At 52.4% G+C, this 20156-nt stretch carries 13 protein-coding genes; 10 read left to right on the forward strand and 3 right to left on the reverse strand.

Going from position 1 to position 20156, the window contains the following annotated elements; genetic code table 11:
- Nucleotides 1-23: 23 nt before the first annotated feature.
- From ACO08I_RS06225 to ACO08I_RS06260, 8 genes are all read left to right on the forward strand, one after another.
- Nucleotides 24-1256: an Nramp family divalent metal transporter gene (locus ACO08I_RS06225; RefSeq protein ID WP_421948828.1), complete on the forward strand. Its 1233-nt coding sequence runs from the start codon at nt 24-26 to the stop codon at nt 1254-1256.
- 5 nt (nt 1257-1261) lie between these two features.
- Complete coding sequence (locus tag ACO08I_RS06230; protein WP_421948829.1) at nt 1262-2446, forward strand: aminotransferase class V-fold PLP-dependent enzyme; 1185 nt, start codon at nt 1262-1264, stop codon at nt 2444-2446.
- A gap of 10 nt (nt 2447-2456) precedes the next feature.
- Nucleotides 2457-3014 (forward strand): GNAT family N-acetyltransferase, encoded by a 558-nt coding sequence (locus ACO08I_RS06235; RefSeq protein WP_282775279.1) that lies wholly within the window; start codon nt 2457-2459, stop codon nt 3012-3014.
- Between the two features lie 147 nt (nt 3015-3161).
- Complete coding sequence (locus ACO08I_RS06240) at nt 3162-3899, forward strand: S24 family peptidase (RefSeq protein WP_282775278.1); 738 nt, start codon at nt 3162-3164, stop codon at nt 3897-3899.
- A gap of 268 nt (nt 3900-4167) precedes the next feature.
- Nucleotides 4168-4932: a hypothetical protein gene (locus ACO08I_RS06245; RefSeq protein WP_282775277.1), complete on the forward strand. Its 765-nt coding sequence runs from the start codon at nt 4168-4170 to the stop codon at nt 4930-4932.
- Nucleotides 4913-5422 (forward strand): MOSC domain-containing protein, encoded by a 510-nt coding sequence (locus ACO08I_RS06250; protein ID WP_421948830.1) that lies wholly within the window; start codon nt 4913-4915, stop codon nt 5420-5422. The genes ACO08I_RS06245 and ACO08I_RS06250 overlap by 20 nt, the downstream gene beginning before the upstream one ends.
- Nucleotides 5415-5681: a hypothetical protein gene (locus tag ACO08I_RS06255; protein WP_044228778.1), complete on the forward strand. Its 267-nt coding sequence runs from the start codon at nt 5415-5417 to the stop codon at nt 5679-5681. Before ACO08I_RS06250 ends, ACO08I_RS06255 begins: the two co-directional genes overlap by 8 nt.
- An 87-nt stretch (nt 5682-5768) precedes the next feature.
- Nucleotides 5769-13451: a T9SS type B sorting domain-containing protein gene (locus ACO08I_RS06260; protein ID WP_421948831.1), complete on the forward strand. Its 7683-nt coding sequence runs from the start codon at nt 5769-5771 to the stop codon at nt 13449-13451.
- A 2-nt stretch (nt 13452-13453) separates the two neighbouring features.
- Here the strand turns inward: ACO08I_RS06260 and ACO08I_RS06265 are convergent, their stop codons facing one another.
- On the reverse strand, nt 13454-14083 hold the full coding sequence (locus ACO08I_RS06265) for a MarC family NAAT transporter (RefSeq protein WP_282775275.1): 630 nt from the start codon (nt 14081-14083) through the stop codon (nt 13454-13456).
- A 548-nt stretch (nt 14084-14631) separates the two neighbouring features.
- Here ACO08I_RS06265 and ACO08I_RS06270 point away from each other — a divergent pair.
- Entirely contained in the window at nt 14632-15231 is a 600-nt protein-coding gene (locus ACO08I_RS06270; protein ID WP_282775274.1) for a pyridoxamine 5'-phosphate oxidase family protein, read from the forward strand.
- Nucleotides 15232-15283: 52 nt separating this feature from the next.
- On the opposite strand, the gene ACO08I_RS06275 is transcribed toward ACO08I_RS06270, so the two are convergent.
- Nucleotides 15284-16459: a S1C family serine protease gene (locus tag ACO08I_RS06275; RefSeq protein WP_282775273.1), complete on the reverse strand. Its 1176-nt coding sequence runs from the start codon at nt 16457-16459 to the stop codon at nt 15284-15286.
- 5 nt (nt 16460-16464) lie between these two features.
- Nucleotides 16465-17742 (reverse strand): asparagine synthetase B, encoded by a 1278-nt coding sequence (locus ACO08I_RS06280; protein ID WP_282775272.1) that lies wholly within the window; start codon nt 17740-17742, stop codon nt 16465-16467.
- Between the two features lie 225 nt (nt 17743-17967).
- On the opposite strand from ACO08I_RS06280, the gene ACO08I_RS06285 reads away from it, so the two are divergent.
- Nucleotides 17968-20064, forward strand: a complete 2097-nt coding sequence (locus ACO08I_RS06285) for a hypothetical protein (RefSeq protein ID WP_421948832.1) — start codon at nt 17968-17970, stop codon at nt 20062-20064.
- Nucleotides 20065-20156 lie beyond the last annotated feature (92 nt).

The raw sequence follows: 20156 nt of genomic DNA on the forward strand, positions 1-20156 counted from the left end.
CTTGTTTTTTGTATCTTGTCCCAATGAGCAATCTAAAAAGACGGCTAAGCTATTTAGGCCCCGGCTTTATCGTGGCAGCCACCGGCGTGGGCGCTGGCGACCTGATTGCCGCCTCCCTAGCCGGGGCGCGATATGGCACCGTCATCCTTTGGGCAGTGCTGCTGGGCGGTCTGCTGAAGTTTGTGCTCAACGAAGGCATCGCCCGCTGGCAACTGGCAACCGGAGAAACCCTCCTGCAGGGCTGGATCAAACACCTGCCTAAGTGGGTATCCTATTACTTTTTAATTTACCTGATGCTGTGGTCTTTTGTAGTAGCTGGCGCTCTGATTTCCTTCTGCGGGCTTGCCGCGCAGACCCTTCTGCCTATTCATGAAAATGAAAGCACCGGCACATTGATCTGGGGTGCCCTGCAATCGGGCCTGGCCGTGCTCCTCGTCCTTGGCGGCAGCTATCAGCTGCTGGAGCGGTTGATGAAATTATTCATTGGGCTTATGTTTGCAGTAGTCATTAGTAGTGCCTGGGGACTGGCACCGGACTGGGGAGATGTCGGAATGGCTCTGCTTTACCCGCGCCTGCCCAATGATCCCAAAGCCGTAATACTCACCCTCGGGCTGATCGGCGGCGTAGGCGGCAGTGTGACGCTGCTAAGCTATGCCTACTGGCTTTCCGAAAAAGGATGGAGCCAGGCGGGTTTCATGAAGCACGCCCGTATTGATCTGGGAATCGCCTACACGCTGAGCAGCCTGTTTGGGGTTGCACTGGTGATTATTGCCGCAGGAGTCAGCCCGGAACAGGTCAATGGCTACGGGATGATCCTGAGCCTGGCCGAGCAACTGGGCACCGTGACCGGCCCGGTAGGCCGATGGGGGTTCCTCGTTGGCTTTTGGGGTGCGGTATTTTCTTCCATGCTGGGCGTATGGGATGGAGTGCCTTATCTTTTTGCAGACTTCGTCCGGAATGTCCGAAAACGCCCCACTACCCAGGAGCTCCTCCGCCCTACCCTGCCCTACCGGCTGTTCCTGGGCTACCTGGCGATACCGCCCCTGATCATCGTTTGGTGGAGCAAACCTGCCTGGATTGGCATTCTATACGCCGTGACGGGCGCCTTTTTCATGCCCTTCCTGGCGGCCATTCTCATCTACATGAACAACCGCTCCTCCTGGCTGGGCAATGCCCGAAACGGCTGGCTGGCTAATGCCGGGCTGATCCTCAGCCTGCTGCTCTTTCTGGCTCTTTTCTTAACCAAAATCATCTGAAAACTATGCTCAATATTGACCAACTTCGGGCAGATACCCCCGGCGTGCAGCACCGTATCCACCTCAACAACGCTGGCGCCAGCCTCATGCCGCGACCGGTCCTGGAAGCGGCACAGCAACACCTTCAACTGGAGTCTGAAATCGGTGGATATGAGGCTGCCGCCCTTGTCCGGGAGCAAAGTATCGGCTTTTACGAGTCCGTTGCCCAACTGCTGAATGCCAAACCAGACCAAATCGCCTGGTCCGGCAGCGCTACGCAGGCGTACAATACGGCCCTATCTGCTATCCCTTTTCAGGCAGGAGACACCATTCTGACTACCGAAGACGACTATGTGTCCAATCAGATCGCCTTTCTGCAACTGGTCAAACGGCATCACCTCCAACTCATCCGCGCCCGGACCCTCCCCGAAGGCGGCGTGGATACCGGCCAGCTGAAAGCGCTGATCCGGCAACATCGCCCCAGGCTCGTAGCGGTCACTCACGTGCCCACCAATTCCGGCTTGGTGCAAAACATCATGGGCATAGGCGAAGTCTGCAGGGCCAATGGTGCGTACTACCTCGTCGATGCCTGTCAGTCTGCCGGACAACTGCCATTGGATGTGCAAGCCATTGCGTGCGATTTCCTGACGGCCACCTTCCGGAAATTCCTCCGGGGGCCGCGCGGGGGCGGTTTTTTGTATATCTCAGAACGGGTGCTGGAAGCGGGGCTGGAGCCAAAATTTATGGACCTCCACAGCGCTGCCTGGACGGCTCCGAATGCCTACCGCCCAAGGAAAAGTGCCGTGCGTTTTGAAACCTGGGAGCGCTCCTATGCCCTGGTGCTTGCCGCCCGGGCTGCCACCAATTACACAATCGAACTGGGGTTGACGGCTATTGCAGAGCAGATCAGTATGCTGGCAGCCCACCTCAGGCAAAGGCTCAGTCAGCTTGAGCATGTCCGGGTGCTCGATCAGGGGCAACAGCTATGCGGCATAGTCACCCTTTCCATTGAGGGGCTGAGTGCCAGGGGGGTTATCCCTGCCCTGAACCAAAAAGGCGTCAATGCTTCTGTTTCCGGGAAAGGAGGAGCGGTTATCGACTTTGAAAAGAAAGGCGTGGACTGGGCGCTGCGATTCTCTCCCCACTATTACAACACGACTGCAGAGCTGGACCGGGCGGTGGAAGCCTTAAAGCAATTGCCTACTCAATAACCTGCTGCCTATGCTACCCAAAACCCTGCCCGGAGGCCCACAACTTGACCTGCTACGCCCGGAACTGCCCCACAGCGGTGCGTTGTACCAGCTAATCGACCGAAGCCGGGCTGAACTTGAACCCTGGATGGCCTGGGTAAAACAAATCCATACGGAAAAAGACGTCCACCGTTTTTTATTTGACGCCATACGTTTCAATGAAGGTCAGCAACGTTGCACTTTTTTGGTACGTGCGGAAGGACAGATAGCTGGTCTTGTCAGCCTGGTCCGCATCGAATGGGAGCACCACCGGGCTGAATTAGGCTATTGGCTCGGCAGTAGTTTTCAGGGCCGGGGACTGGCCACAAAATCCTGCCATTGCCTGCTCAACTATGCCTTTGAAGAACTCTGCCTCAACCGCATTTCGCTGCGGTCAACACAAGACAATCAGCGCTCTATAGCTTTAGCCAACCGATTAGGCTTTACCGCCGAAGGCCGGCTCCGGGAAGCCCTCCTCAAAGAAGAGGCTTACCAACACCTTCAACTATTCAGTATCCTGCGCCGGGAGTGGAAAATGAAAAATTTCTGATTTTCTTCCTGAATTGATTTGTTTGCAACAAAAATTTGTTTTAACTTGCGCTCAAGTTGATTGTTTTTGTTTATTACAACCCGCTTTTCCCCCGGGCTGCATGCATTGGCCCGGATAAAGATAAGCGCGAATTAAATCCTCAAAATTATGATCCGAGAAGACAGGCGGCAATTGAATGAAAGATTTATTACGGTTTTCAATATGTTGGAAGAACGTGGCGAGATCGTCAAAAATGACCGAAATGGCAAAGGGATGGGCGATTTTGCAGAACGCATCCTCGGCAACCGTGCCTATGGTCATATTATTCGTGCTTTCCTCAACCCGGATGACAAGCGTTGCATTGATTACCGCCACGCCCGCGCCCTGTGCCGGGAGTATGGGGTAAATGAGTCTTACATGATCGATGGAGAGGGCGAGCCTTTTGGGCTTGAAGCGCCTAAATACGATCAGGTAATGGAGGAAGCGCCAGGAATGGGCGGCAACATTATGTTCACCACCACGGAAGCCTTTGCGGGCTCTACAGTGAGCGCAGAAAGCTTCACGAAAGAAGAAAATACCTTCTTCAGTATTCCGGGGCTTTCCGGTGCCAGCCTTGTCGCTTTTCCAATCAACGGTAACAGTATGGAACCGGTCATTCTCGACGGGGACATGGTGATCTGCAGAGAGATCAGTGGGCTGCACGAGATACGTGACAACAAAATCTATGCCGTTAAGAACAATGGGCAGCTTTGGGTAAAGTACGTACAGCGTGTAACCGACAGCCGGGGCAGGGTTACGCATCTTAAGCTGATCTCTGCTAATCACCTGGAGCACGATCCTTTCGTGGAGGACGTTGGACCGTACACCCGCTTGTATGAAGTAGTCCGCCGGATTAGCGATCTTTAGGCCTGCCCGGGCCTTTACCCGTGGCAACAACGTATCTGCACCTTGATTCCTGGAAGGTGAGTGGACAAAACCGAACGCTCATTTCCAAGCGAATCTTGATGCACAATTAAGCCAAATTTACATAGTACTGGTCAGCACTAACATCAGTTGGGCTGCAACTGTAGCCTCGTTTTTCGGGCAACAGAATAGCCGGTCTGTGTTTATCAAGAATAATATCCTGCTGTTTTTTGATTGGCCTCCCGGGTAATGGACCCGGGAGTTTTTTGTTTTGATTGATCACCTTCTCCTCTTCCCACATCGTTATGCCACCTGCACGGATAACAAGCTGGCCGCTGCGGCAAAGCACCTGCTTTTCCACCTCATAACTTCTTCAGTACCACTTACAGTAGCTCCAAATTTTTATCCAGCCTTTACATTTTTTTACCTATTTTTGATCGTCTGGTCTAGCAATAACGAATTAAGCGAAGCCAGATCGTCGCAGCGCCAAGCCAACTACAACAGCAATTTTATGACGACAGTTGAAATCAGGCCGAGGTTCCAGCGGCAGCATCCCGCCACCGCCGAACAGGTGATACATCGCCTTAGCGAGGCTTTAAAAAACAGCGACGGCAGCATTAAGGGCTCCGTCATGGACCACCACATTGTGCTGCGCATGCCTGTGGAGCAACAGCATTACTGGTCCCCTCAGTTAAGCCTCACGATCGAGGACAACATGGAGGGGGGGGCACTAATCCGCGGGCTCTACGGGCCACGCCCTTCTGTTTGGCTCATGTTTGTTTTTCTTTACTCTTCTCTTGGAGCAATCAGCCTCTTCATCGGAATCACCGGTTTTTCTCAATTGAGCCTGGGCATGTCTGCTCCTGCACTTTGGGCTTTACCAGTAGCCGCAGGAATCGCTTTGATATTGTACCTTTTTGCGAAAGCTGGTGAGCGCCTTGGTAAAGACGAAATGCACCGGCTCCGAAACTTTATGGATGCCGCGTTGGTTGAAACAGAAGCAAAAGCCAGTATCCGTGAAGTTTCCGACGCTTAAAGACCTTCAGCAGTACGTTCCACAGACCGGTCGTTTGGACTGGATCGGCAAACGGCCGGAAAAGAAAAGCCCTTTGGTGCCTTGCCTTTCCGCCACCATTACTCTGGATGAAGGTATTGTAGGCGACCACTACAGCCGCAAAGGTGGAAAACGGCAAGTCACTCTCATTCAGGCAGAACACCTGCATACTATCGGGGCTATTTTGAACCGGGAACCCATTGACCCCGGGCTTGCCCGCCGCAATCTCGTCGTATCCCGTATCAATCTGCTCTCCCTTATAAAACAGCAAGTGCAGATCGGTGCTGAAGTCATCCTCGAAATTACCGGCAATTGCCACCCCTGCTCCCGGATGGAAGAAAACCTGGGCGATGGAGGCTATGCCGCCATGAGAGGGCACGGTGGGGTGACAGCACGAGTAGTCCACGGCGGAACGATTCAACAGGGAGACCCTGTTCGTATTTTTGAACCTAAAACTCAGTCCCATGCCTAAATCTGTAGAAATTCTCTGCCCAAAATGTGACTGGAAACCCGATGGACGCGCCTGGTGGATGTGTACCTGCGGGCACCTCTGGAATACTTTTGAAACCGGAGGGCGCTGCCCTGCCTGCAGAAAGCAATGGGAGGAGACCCAATGCCCAAACGATGGCGGTGGTTGTGGCGCTATTAGCCCACACCTCGACTGGTACCGCGGCCTGGACGACTGGCTTATCGAAGAGCTGGAGCAAATCACTATTCTGTCGCCGGCTTGATCCCTTCAAACGTTAAGGAGCTTCCGCTTTCTCCTAAATAATAGTAACTTTGAAGACTGTTCCATTAATCCCAAGGACATTAGAAATATGCGGCGGACCTGTTTCCTGTTTTGCTTGGCCCTGTTGAGTGGCACACCTCTTCTTTTCGCGCAGCCCTGCGGGCTTACAGACACCCTCGGTATTGCTGTCAACTCCAGCCCCGCTTACACTTATGAGGTTTTCGATATTTTTAATGACGACTTAAGCGCCGCTGATCAGGGCATTTGTGGTATAGACATCCGCTTTGCCCATCAGTACGTAGACAACCTTGTACTCACGCTCACCTCTCCCAACGGCCAATCTGTCACTCTGATCGGTCCGGATACCGACCAGCAATTTGAATTCACCTTTGGATCGATTTGGGATATTAGCTTTGTGCCCTGTTTGGAAGTCCCTGCCCCGGACCCCGGCTCCCTTTTTGGCTGGGACAACAACCAAACCGGCAATTTTTCCAATCTGAACTTTTACAATGGGTCTTATTATCCCTTCCAGGGCTGCCTGGAAGATTTCAATACGGGCCCTGCCAATGGCACATGGACCATTAGTATTGAAAACACCCCCTCAGATTACATCGGAGAAATCACCTATTTCCAAATCCAGTTCTGTGATGCCCGTGGCCTGGACTGTTGCTTTGCTGAAGGGGGCAACTTATTTGCAGATGACCTCCTCACCTGCGAAGGGGATACCATACTCGATATCGATCCACTTCTGGCATTCGATAACGGGCAAACCCCTGACACCGCAATCTATGGCTATACGTACCTCCTGGGGCAGGATGGCATCTTCATTGACACTACTGATCACCCTGACCTGACTGGCTTTGCACCGGGCAGTTATCAAATCTGCGGGCTAAGCTATCAATTGGAAGACCTCGACAGCCTTCCTGAACCTGATGGAATGCTAACGCTCGATAGTATCCGAAACAACCTCACCGGCCTGGAGCCCCGCTTTTGCGGAGAATTGAGCGACAGCTGTGTTCAGGTCACTATTGTACCGCTTCCAACTACCGAGCTGATCGAGGATACCATCTGCCTTGGCGACAGCCTGGTAGTCGGAGATACTACACTGACCAGTACCGGCTTTTACGAAATCGAACTGCTCAGCTTTGCCGGGTGCGACAGCCTGGTACAAATAGACCTGACGGTACTCCCCCCAGTTGAGACGAATCTGACCGATACCCTTTGCCCGGGACAGTTTATTGCGATTGGGCCCAACATTTATAATACAACAGGGATCTTCCGCGATACCCTCCCCTCCACTGCCGGGTGCGACAGCATCATCATCCTTGACCTGACTGTACTGCCGCCCAATATTGTGGACACTACAGTCACCATTTGTCAGGGGGAAAGCTTTTCGGTTGGAGACAGCCTCCTTACCGAGGCGGGAAGCTATAGCTTTTTCCTGACCTCCACTCAGAACTGCGACAGCACGCTTAATATAATAGTGGAAGTGCTGGCACCAAATGCCAGTATCGCCCCTGCCTTTGATCTGACCTGCATCACCACTGAGGTCAACCTTGACGGAACTGCCTCCACACCGTCCGGGCAACTCACTTACCAATGGTATGCAACAGACGGCACTCCTCTTGGTACGAACGCCACCCAAACCGTAAACCTGGCAGGAGATTATGTGCTGGAAGTGAGTCAAATGTCCACCGATATGACTGTTTGCACAGACTTTGACACCCTGACCGTTCAAATTGACACCATCCCTCCCACTGCAGATGCCGGCCCCCCGGACACCCTGAACTGTACACAAGGCCAGGTCAGTCTCGGAACATTGGCAGTGCCTAATCCGGACCACACGTACTTCTGGTTCACACCAGGTGGCAATATTACCAGCGATATTTTCCAGCCTACCGCTGTTGCCAATGAACCTGGTGATTATTTTCTAGTGGTCACCGACATAGACAATCGCTGCAGTGACACGTCTATGACTATTGTTCTGGAAGACCAGTCCCTCCCGGTTGTGAGCCCCGGCTCCGACACGGTATTATCCTGCCTGAACCCCGAAATCCTTTTGGATGGGAGTGGTTCTTCCACCGGAGATGAATTCGCCTACGAGTGGAGGGACGCAGCCGGCAATCTTATACAAAATGGTACAACCCTTTTCCCAACAGTCAGTCAAGGCGGCACCTATCAATTGATGGTGGAGAACACCCTGACCAATTGCCGGGATTCGGCTACGGTAGAAGTGAACTACGACACCATTGCACCACGGATCACACTCCCGCTCCCGGACACCATTACCTGTACCCAGCCTACTGTGGGTATTGCAGCAACTGTGACGGGTGCCGGGGCAGCTCCCACATACAACTGGACGTCGTTAGGTGGCAATATACTGACTGATCCGGCTATTCTGAATATTACTGTAGATGTAGGGGCTCTTTACTCCCTGACTGCAGAAAACACGCTAAATGGCTGCCGGGATACCGCTACTGTAGCGGTGCAGGAAGATGTTACTGTTACCAACGCCGTTTTGGCCACGCCCGATACGCTGGACTGTTCCCAACCGAGTATTACCCTGGATGGTACGGGTTCTTCTTCCGGGCCGGACATCCTGTACACCTGGTCCGGCAATCCTCAACCACCGGTCAGTACTAATGGCTTCAATGCAACCGTAGACGCCCCCGGCACCTACCAGCTTATTGTAACCAATACCGCAAATGCCTGTGCCGATACGGCCATGGTCAATGTTGCGCTGGATACACTCCAACCACTATCAACTGCCGGACCGGACCGCACCCTTACTTGCGACAGCACTTTGGTCACACTCGATGGCACAGGTTCGAGCACAGGCCCTCAGTACGACTACGACTGGGTGGAAATCTTTGGTACGGGCCTGGTGGATACGAGCACGCTTCAGGCTACCGTTGCCAGCCCGGGTGTGTACATGCTGGTGGTGACTGATACTCAAAATGGTTGCCTCGATACTTCCTTTGCTATTGTCAACATTGACACCTTATCCCCAACCGCAGCTATTGCAACGCCCCTGCGGCTCAATTGCATCTTGCCGGAAGTTATGCTCGACGGCACCAATTCTGACGAGGGCACCGGATTTAGCTTTGAATGGAGCTCAGCCGACATCAGCAACTTTGTCAGCGGCATAAATACACTGATGCCTACAGTCAATGCCCCAGGCCTCTATCAGCTTGAGATTGAAAATGACAGTACCGGCTGCACCCGGATTGCTGAGGTGGAAGTATTGCAGGACACCCTCCCTCCAGTGGCTGATGCCGGAGCTGATACGCTCATTAACTGCTACCAACCCACTGTGTTAATCGGCAGCAACAGCAGCAGTGGAGGCGCAGATATACTTTATAGTTGGTCCGGGCCAACGGGAGGCATCTCTGGCCCTGCAAATGGACAATTCGCTGAAGTTAATGCCCAGGGCACCTACATCATTAACGTACGCAACACGACTACGGGCTGTGAGGCAGCAGATACCGTTTTTGTGGCAGCAGACTTCAGCTTCCCGGTTGCCAGCGCAGGCCCGGACCAGGAATTAGGCTGTGCCATTCCCGAAGTAACGCTAAACGGTACAGGCAGTACCACCCTCAACACTATTTTCGAATGGACAGGCCCCTGCCTGTCTGGTGATGCTACCGCTCAGGACATTTCTGCTACCTGCGACGGGCTTTACATCCTGTCTGTTACCGATACCCTCAACGGCTGTACCGAAAGAGATACGGCCGTCGTAACCCGGGACCCACTGAGCCCTAATGCCATTCTACCGGACAGCATTGCACTGTCTTGTCTGGAAGGGACAGCCCTGCTTGATGCCACAGCCTCGGAAGGCGACACATTTAGCTGGTTTTTCAATGGGGTGCCGATATCGCCCGGAGGGCTTAGCTTCACGATTGATAGTGCAGGTATTTATACCTTAATAGCCAATAATTCAGCCGGCGACTGCCCGGATACCGCTTCCGTGGCGGCTACCCTGGACTGTAGCCCTGCCCTCCAGATTGCGGCACCCGATACACTAACTTGCGCTATCACCACAATCACCCTGAATGCAACAGGTACGGAGTCCGGGCCAAACCTCACTTACACCTGGCTGGCCCCAGGCCCTGATTGTATAGAATCCGGAGGCAGCACCCTACAGCCAATCGTACGCTGCCCAGGCATTTATCAGCTCATTGCCACCAATACCACCTTCAGCCTCAGCGATACTCTAGCTGTTATTGTGCCTTCCAACACCCTGCCCCCCATAGCGGAAGCCGGGCCGGGTGACACCCTGACCTGCCCGGAACCTACAACGATTCTAAGTGCTACCGGGTCAACCGTTGGGCCAGGCATTGGCTATACCTGGACCAAGCTGGACGATGAAACTTTTGTCAAAGACAGCTTTAGCATCTTCGTGAATGATGCCAGTACTTATTTCCTGACCGTGATCGACAGCACAAACGGCTGTTTCGCAGAAGACATCGTTGTCGTACAGCGCAGTAATAATCTGCCGGATATTAATTTCAGCTCCACGATCATCCCCTGTATGCAGGACTCTTTTTGGTTGCAGGCTTTTGTAGTGCCCCAAGGCCCACAGTATATTTATGAATGGGAAGGCGGGATCATTCTGGATAGTGCGGATAGCCTTGCGGTACTGCTCGACACAGCGGGCGTAGTGCGTTTGACAGTCACCAACCCTGCCAATAACTGTTCCAGCTTCCGGGACGTGACTGTTATACAGCAGGAGTGCGTGCCCTGCATTGACAGTATCCCGGCAGATACCCTGACCTGTGCCGCTCCGCAAGTCACCCTCAGCGGTAGCTTTTGCGAGCCTTGTATTGGTTGTACCGTTGAATGGACTACCATGAACGGGAATATACTCAGCGCCCCCGACAGCCTCTCCATTGTGGTGGACCAGCCGGGGCTATATACCCTGAATGCGACCGACACCCTGGGTTTTTCTGCAAAAGTTACCGTTAATGTAGCTGAGTTTTCCAGTCCACCTGAGCTAACCCTGAGCCCGAACCAGGAACTAAACTGCAAAGACACCCTGGCCACCCTGACCGTCTCCGGAATGCCCGGCACTTTATTCACCTACCAATGGTCAAGTGAAAACGCACCACTGCCTGAAGCAGACACCCTCCCTTCCATTGTGGTCACTCACCCCGGGCTTTTCTCCGTACTGGTTACCGATTTATCGACAGGCTGCGAAAATACTGGAGAGATCGAGGTTATAGCCGATACCGTTCCCCCTTTAGCTGATGCCGGGCCTGCACAGGCCCTGACTTGTGAGCAACCTACTGTCACCCTCGATGGCAGCGGCTCTGCCTTTGGCAATGCCATACAATACGCCTGGAGTGGCCCTTCGGTAAACATCCCTGGCGGAACGACCTTTAACCCTTCCGTCAATACGCCAGGCTGGTATGAGCTTATGGTTACGGATACCACGACTGGCTGCACTAATTTGGACAGTGTTTTCGTGAGCCAAAATACGGACCTGCCAGCAGTACCTTCCATTCCGGATACAGTGCTGACTTGTGCGTCGCCTTCTGTATTGCTACAGGGCAGTATTCCAAATAATACAGGTTATAGTTCCTGCTGGTACCGCCTGAATGCCAGCGGGGTGCCCACCGGCCCTTGCGTACCAACGCTTGATATTGATGTCAGCCTGCCAGGGCAGTATGGATTTGAAGTTCAAAATGACACTTCAGGTTGTACCAGCATGGTGACGGTGATCGTAGACCTCGACACCCTCGCTCCGGCATTGGAAGTAGCAGATACCCTGCTGTTCCCCTGCAATAATGACAGCATTAGTATTACCGCAACAGCTACGCCGGCAGCATTGGTGACGTATCAATGGAGCAGCCCGGGCGGCCTGCCGGTACAGCAGCCGGATCAGGCTACCGCTACTGTTTTTCAGCCTGGCGTTTATCAGGTGCAGATTGAACGGGTAGACAATGGCTGCTCCACTGCACAGCTGGTCTGGGTGAACGCTGACGACCGGGTCCCGGAAGTTACTGCCGGGGCAGATACGATAATCACCTGCAACAACGACCCTATACGGCTCAGTGTGGACCTTAATACGGATAGTGGGCAGAGCGACCTGCAATGGACAACTCCTAACGGGCAAATCTTATCCGGGCCCCAAACCGCTACTCCACAAATAAGTGAGCCCGGTTGGTATTTCGTATCTGTTACTGACCCGGAAAGCGGCTGTAGCGCAATAGACTCCACCTGGGTTGCCAATGGCCGCATCGCCCCAGAAGCAGCTCTAACCAACCCGGGATTGCTTACGCTCAATTGCGATGCAGACAGCCTTTTGCTTGATGCTACTGCCACCACTGGCGGCACAGGCGCTGGCTTTTCTTACGAATGGCGGCGCGGCGCTTTCAATACTATTGGCAGTACCGCTCAGCAATGGGTAGCGGAAGTCGGAAACTACCGGCTGCTCGTTCAGGATGAAGGCTCCGGTTGCCGGGACACACTGCTTTTTCAAGTCGACGGAGATTTCGAACCGCCTGTCGCTGACCTGACCACCCCAAACCGGCTCAACTGTACCGTCACATCCATTGTGCTGGACGGTAGCGGGTCAGAAAGTGGCCCTAACCTGGTGTATACCTGGCTGGACAGCAATGAGCTCGTGCTCGCTCAGGATACGCTGAGGCTGACCGTGAGCACGCCAGGCGCATACACCCTGCAAGTCACTAATGAGTCCAATGGCTGCTCATCCTTTGAAACAGTGGAAGTGGAAAGTGATGCAGACTTCCCGGAAATCAATATCGCAGTACCGGAACAGCTCAGCTGTAGCCGGACCAACGTCACGCTAAACGGCAGTGCTTCCACCGGCAACGGCCCCTTGCTCTTCAACTGGGCTGCGGAAGCGGGCGGCATACTGACAGGGCCTACCGGACAGCCCACTGCAACAGCTACCGCCGAAGGCTCGTACGTATTAAGCCTTACGGATCAAAGCAATGGGTGTACAGTGGTGGATACGATAGAGGTCACCGCCTCCTCTCCCCTGATCACTGATGTCAACTGGCTGGCACAAAGCCCATCCTGCCCCGGGGACCGCGATGGCAACATCCTGCTGGATTCGGTAGCAGGGGGTACCCCACCTTTCCTATCGGGTATCAACGGAGGAGCGCTGTCCGCCGATAACGCCTTCGTCAATCTGGCAGCAGGCACCTACCCTATCCTGCTTGAGGATGCTAATGGCTGTCAGTGGGACTCAACGGTGACGATTATGGTCTCGAGTGGCATCGATATTGAACTTGGGCCAGATACCACCATACAGCTTGGGCAGCAAATCAGCCTTGCTGCGGTTGTGGAAACCGGGACGCCGGACTCTGTCTGGTGGTGGCCTGCCCCGGGCATTCAGGAAGGCTTGTCTTACACGGTCGCACCAATGCTAACTACTATTTATCAGGTTTGGGCAGTAGATGTGAATGGGTGCGTGGACCAGGCTGCTGTCACCGTGAAGGTACTTAAGGAAACACCCGTTTATGCGCCAACGGTGTTCTCACCCAATGGCGACAACATCAATGACCGTTTCCTGCTCTACAGCCGGGATGGGCTCGGTACGCTCGAAGTATTCCGGATTTTTGACCGATGGGGCAACCTCGTGCATCAAGCCAAAGATTGCCCGCTTAATGATGAAGCTTGTGGGTGGGACGGAACGTTCAGAGGAAGCGAGATGGATAGTGATATTTTCACCTTCTATGCAGAGATTAACCTGTCAGGAGGAGGCACCACCATTATTTCAGGTGATGTCCTCCTTTTGCGGTAAGCCTAAGCCAGTATTTTCACCAGTTCAACAATGCCTGTAATAATGTTTTGAATACCGATGGCCATGACCAGGAAGCCCATGATTCGGCTTAGCGCGTTTAGTCCGGCGACACCCAGTACCTTTTGCAAATAAGGGGAATACCGGAGTACACTATACACAATAGCGCCCATAGCTACCACTACAGCTGAAATAACCAGTCTTGGCTCCCAGGTCGTATGTTCAGCCTGAATGCTGATCAGGTAAGAAATAGACCCTGGCCCTGAAAGCAGCGGCATCGCCATTGGTGAGAAGGAAATATCGTCCTTGGTCAGCGCTTCCTGTTTCACTTTTTTGTCTACCGCCCGCCCTTCGGCAAACTTTCCGCTCATGAGAGAGTACCCGGACAGGAGAATGACCAATCCTCCGGCAATACGCATCGCATTGATGCTAATGCCAAAAAAGCTTAGAATGAGCGAACCGGCCAGGAAAAAAGTCAGCAGAATCAAAGTGAAGTAAAGGCTGGTATGCAAAGCCGTCTGCGTCCGCTCCTGTTTGGTGTAATGCGGAGTCATCCCCAGAAATACCGGAATCGCTCCAAGCGGATTTACCATGGAAAATAAGGACGCCAGCACTGCTAAAAACAGCTCTAACATGATTGTGTATACTTTTTGGGTGGCAAAAACCACTCTTGTTTAAAATTTAATTCCGAATCAAGCAAGATAAAACCGAAAATCAAAATAATTGCCGGTCAAGCTACACTTAAGTCTTCATATACACTTGTTGTCTTCTGAAAGTTTCCCTACCTATGTTAAATTTTCAAAGTTTTTGACCTAAAACACTGTACTAAAAAAAATAAAAAAGGGGAGCAGAAAAGACTGCTCCCCAGAAAAACACCTAAAACCCATATTCTTTACATGAAATATTTCATGCCATATTTTATTTGATGCGGAATGTTGAGCCAATTGCAGTTTTCCTGCTAATTGGCTTCAACGTCATTCCCCTTGTAATTGAACGGTTTTTTTTGCTCTGCGTTCAGAGAAAGATCACCGTTTTAGTTACAACCCTTTAGACTGAGGGAAACAACAAAGTCACACATTTTTTTATTTTTTTTACGCAACCGTAAAAGTAAAACAAGTCTACCTTATTTGCAGTGATATCTATCACGAATTTTTACAATGCCGTCTCCAAAACAGTTTTTTCAATGGAAAGATTTGACAATCCAGATAAATTCCTCCACGATGCCTGGCACCTGCTGATTAAAGCAGCGATTAAGCGGAAAGGCGATTACCAGAAACCCAGCGTAGCAACTATTGACACTGATGGTTTTGCCCGTCAGCGCGTGATCGTATTGCGCGAAGTGGACTTGCAAAACCGGCAGCTTACCTTTTTCACGGATGCCCGCTCCCCAAAAGTGGGGGATCTTAGAAATCACCCCTATTTGTCTTGTCTCTTTTGGGATGAACGCAAAAAGGTCCAAATCCGAATGAACGGAAAGGCCATTCTGGAACAAGGTTCGGAAAGTTGCCGTCAATACTGGGACCGCCTTCCGGTACAGGGGCGTTCCAGCTATGCCTCCCTTAATGCACCAGGTACCCCTCAGGTGACAGACAAGGTGACTTTGCCTGATCATTGGCACGATGAGATGGACCTGCAGGAAACGGCCTACGCCTTTGAGCACTTTATGGTCATCAGGTCTCAGGTTTACAGAGCAGACCTTTTGCACTTGCACCACGAGGGGCACCAAAGGGCTAAGTTTAGCTATCAGGATGGCGCATGGGCTGGAAGCTGGGTGGCACCCTGAGGCTCATTCTTTTTTTCGATAGACCAGAAGATTACCGCTTGCAGGCCGCTGCTTAGCGGGCGGGGTCGAGACGAAGCGGTGCTTTCAGCCTTTTCTCATCCCGAATCAACTCCACCTCCACCAAATCTCCCGGTTCATACTTTTCAAGAATCAGGATCAGGTCGTTAGTAGATTTAACGGCTTCACCATCAATCCCGGTGATAATATCTCCCAGGACAATACTACCATAACGGTCGCGCATCGTTGGGCGGATACCGGCTTTTTCTGCACCACTGCCTTTGATCACGTCAATAACGAGTGCGCCGTCCAATCCCAGACGCTCCACAATCTGCGGCCTGGCCAGCTCCACGCCCAGAGAGGGCCGCTTGAGCCGTCCAAACTCAATAAGCTCCGGCACCACCCAGCTGACTACGTCGACTGGAATGGAGAAGCCAATCCCGGCTGAAGCACCGGAAGGGCTGTAAATCGCGGTATTCACTCCTATGAGGCGGCCAGAGCTGTCCAGGAGCGGTCCTCCGGAGTTACCAGGGTTGATGGCAGCGTCCGTTTGTATGACATCACGGATCGGAATTCCTGCTACGGATTCTATTTCCCGGCCCAGCGCACTCACAATACCTGTGGTTAGGGTTTGGTCCAGTCCGAAGGGGTTGCCAATGGCATAAACCGACTGCCCGACCTGCAAATTATCGGAAGTGCCAACCGGCATTGGCCGCAGGGTGTTCCGGGGCGCTTCGATACGCAATACGGCCAGGTCCTTCTCCGGAGCGACGCCAACCGGCACTGCTTCCCAGGTACTGCGGTCAGCCAGGGTAACCGTAGCCCGGTCTGCACCTTGTATCACATGGTAATTGGTTATGATATGCCCTTTGTAGTCCCAAACGAAACCCGAGCCACTGCCTCTCGGGATTTCAGTAATATTCCGGCTGAAGTAATCCCGCCGCACATTGGTGGTGGTAATGTAGCATACCGAAGGTGCTGCTTCTTCAAACAACCGGATATTGGCGCGCTCCTGGGGATTGAGCCCATTAGAGGCGGCAGGTTCACGGGTGGAGGGCAAGTTGGCCGTCGCGTCCGTTTCCGAAGCCTTAGGGTCAGAAGTTTCGGCTAATTCCTCCGATGGTGTTCCACCTGGCAAGTCAGCATCTGCCCGGGAAGTCCACGCAGCACCGGCAAAAAAACCACAGCCGAGTAAAGCCAGCCAGATGAATAGGCTAAATCGATTGTTCATATCCATTAAGTTTTACGTTTTTTCTTTTTCGCTGCCGGGAACAGGATATTATTCAGAATCAGGCGATAGCCCGGCGATTTAGGGTGCAAGCTAAGGTCTGTCTCCGGGTCCTGTACATAATGGCGGTAGTCTTCCGGATCGTGCCCGCCGTAAAAAGAGAAAAATCCCTGACCATATTCACTATGCAGGTAACGCGCTTCTTTAGCAGGTTTGTTCTCTCCCAGCACCAAAATATTCGATTTGATATTTTGGTTACGGAAGGCGGTCGTTTGCCCCATAAACCCTTTTACCGTGCGGGTGTGATTCTGGGTAAGCATGGTAGGGACAGGGTCCCATTTTGCAGAAAAATCGAATAAAGTAAAGTAGTCCTGTTCAGGGTTGATCCGCCGCCCACGGGAGTGGTCAATATCCGAATATTCGTACTCCAGAGGGTTCCGCTCCAGTTGGAAGTCCTCAAAGGCAAATGTCTTGGAGTAGTCCAGCTTGGATTGGGCGTTGGGATCCACAGGGTCGCCATCGTACATCTCGGCGCAGATATCCACCCCTTCAGCTGCCAATGCGATGTCATAGGTATCGGTGGCAGAGCACATAGCGAACATAAAGCCGCCGCCTACTACATACTCTTTAATGCGTTTCACTACCGCCAGCTTGAGCTGGGAGACTTTGGTGAAACCCAGGTCATAAGCCAGTTCTTCCATCTTACGCTGATTTTCCCGGTACCAGGTCTGATTGTGGTAGGTGCGGTAGAAACGGCCGTACTGCCCCGTGAAATCTTCATGGTGGAGGTGAAGCCAGTCGTATTCGGTTAGCTCATCGTTGAGCACCTCACGATCGTAGATGGTTTCATAGGGAATCTCCGCGTAAGTCAGGACGAGCGTCACGGCATCGTCCCATGGTTGTATTTTTTCGCCCCGGGCATTGAAGTCGGGTGTGTAGACGGCAATCTTAGGCGCTTTTTCAAGCTTGATCGCCTCCATATTGACTTCCGGGTCAGCGATCTCATTCAGGATATTGTTGAACTGTCCATCAGCCACCACTTCATAGGATACGCCCCGGGTCAGGCATTCCTTTTCAAAAGTCCGGTTGTAGGGGAAAGCAAAACTGCCCCCCCGGTAATTAAGCAACCACCAGGCTTCCACATTGCTGGACAGCACCCAGTAGGTAATGCCGTAGGCTTTAAGGTGGTCCTTTTGGGTCTCATGGTCCATAGGCAACAGGATGTAAGAAGCCTGTACCTGAGCGGCCAGGAGTAGGAAAAACGCGATCTGCACTAATTTCTTCATGAATACTTCATATTTCTTTTGCCGTGGGCTAGCCCCCCGGTCCAACATTTTACGACACACAATTGTATACTAAACTCGTAATATAAGATATTAAACGAACAGGCTCCCAAATGTATGTCTCAGTTAGTGTTTTAACAAAATACTAACAGGAGGTTCAGGTGGTCTCCTGAAAAATCCGTTATTATTGTGTGCTCTGACGATGAGCGCAGCAAAATAAAAGAATTGATGGACAATATTAGCTTTCAGTATCCGGTATGGTATTTATTCCTCTGCCTTGCGTTGGGTGGTCTTTTTGCAGGAATACTCTACTATCGGTCTACAGCATTCCGCTCCCAGAGCAGCACCCTAAACACGCTGCTGGGGCTCCTTCGGTTCGCGGCGGTCAGCCTGATTGCCATTTTGTTGCTCACTCCTCTCCTGCGCAGAGTGGTGCGGGATGTCAAAAAACCGATCATCCTTATCGCACAGGACCAGTCTGAATCTGTTGGGGCTGCCCTGGGCGCACAGAAAGCAGCCTATTTATCGTCCCTGAATGCCTTGCAGGCTGAGCTGGAAGGCGAATACGAAGTAAAAACGTACGGATTCGGCAGTGAAGTCCGGGAAGGCATTGACTCTGCTTTTACTGACAAGCAAAGCAATATCGCCGAGGCCCTTTCTTCCCTCTACGACCTTTATAGCGGGCAGAACCTTGGTGCGGTAGTATTAGCCTCCGATGGCATTTACAACGAAGGCAGCAATCCGCTGTATGCCAATGCCGCCCTGGATGCACCGCTGTTCTCGATTCCGCTGGGTGATACGACTGCGCAGCGTGACTTGCTGGTCAAGCGGGTTTTTCACAATCGCATTGTTTACCTCGGCGACAAGTTCAGCATACAGGTAGACCTGGCAGGCGATAATGCCGCTGGGAGCAACAGCCGGGTGAATGTTTATAAGATCGTGAACGGCAAAGCATCGCTCCTGCAGCAGGAAGCCGTCACGATTGACCAGAATAACTGGTTTGAAACCCGCGAGTTCATTCTTGATGCAGATCAGGCGGGGGTACAGCGCTTCCGGATTACACTTAGTGAAATCCCGGAGGAAGCTGCTGTGGTCAACAACAGCAAGGATATTTTTATTGACGTGCTGGATGCCCGTCAGAAAATCCTTGTTTTGGGCAATGCGCCTCATCCTGACCTAACCGCCTTCCGGCAGGCCCTTTCCAACAATCAGAACTACCAGGTAACCACCGCTACCGTAGATAACCTGGAGGAATCTCCCAGCGAGTTTGATTTTATTATCCTGCATAACCTGCCCAGCCGGAGCAAGGCAGCCACCTCCGTGCTAAACGCCATTGCCAGTCAGCAAATACCGCATTTGTTTGTGGTGGGCAATCAAACGGACTTACCGCAATTCAATCAGGCACAGCGGGTACTCAGCATTCAGCGCCGTGGCAGCTCGACCAATCAGGTGCAAGCCTATTTCAAGCCGGGCTTCAACCTTTTCCAACTTAGCGAGGACCTCAAGGAACAACTCCCGGGGTACACTCCACTCACCGCTGTGTTTGGTGATTACAATATCGAGAGCAGCGCCTCTGCCCTACTCTATCAGCGTATTGGCAAAGTGGAAACAGATTACCCCTTGCTGGTGCTGGGTGAAGGGAGTGGCACTAAGGTAGGTGTGCTGGGCGGGGAGGGCGTCTGGCGCTGGCGGTTGTTTGACTATCTTCAGAACCAGGACCACGAGCGGTTCAATGAGCTCATCGGAAAAATAGTACAATACCTCAGCCTGAAAGAAGACAAACGCCGGTTCCGGATCAGCCTCAGCAAAAACATCTTCGATGAAAATGAGCCCGTTTACTTCGATGCCGAACTGTATAACCAGAGCTTTGAACTCGTTAACGACCCTGACGCCAGTCTGACCGTAAAAGATGCCGCAGGGAAAGAATACAATTTCACCTTCAATAAAGCCGGAAATGCCTACCGGCTCAATGCGGGCATCCTGCCAGTTGGCAACTATCAGTTCACCGGCAGCGTATTCTTTGGCGGCGAACGGCTCACCTATGATGGCCAGTTCAGCATTCAGCCTATACAGCTTGAGCAATATGAAACAACGGCCGATCACAACACCATGCGCCTGCTGAGCGAGCAGTACGGTGGGGCCGTTTACTACCCGGAGTCTATTTTAGAAATTGCCGCTGCTATCCGTAGCCGGGACACGGTTAAACCTGTGATTTACGAAACAGCTCAAACGCAGCCTATCATTAATTTTAAATGGTTGTTTGCGATCCTTTTGCTATTGCTGGCTTCTGAATGGGCGCTGCGGCGTTACTTTGGATCTTATTAGGGGTGGATAAGCCTTATTATTTTTTCTGTTGGCTTTACTTTTCTGACGATTTAGAAAAAAAACGTTGTAGCCATGCAACGCAACGGCTGTTT

Source organism: Phaeodactylibacter xiamenensis (genome assembly GCF_965229835.1).
GTDB classification, from domain to species: domain Bacteria; phylum Bacteroidota; class Bacteroidia; order Chitinophagales; family Saprospiraceae; genus Phaeodactylibacter; species Phaeodactylibacter xiamenensis.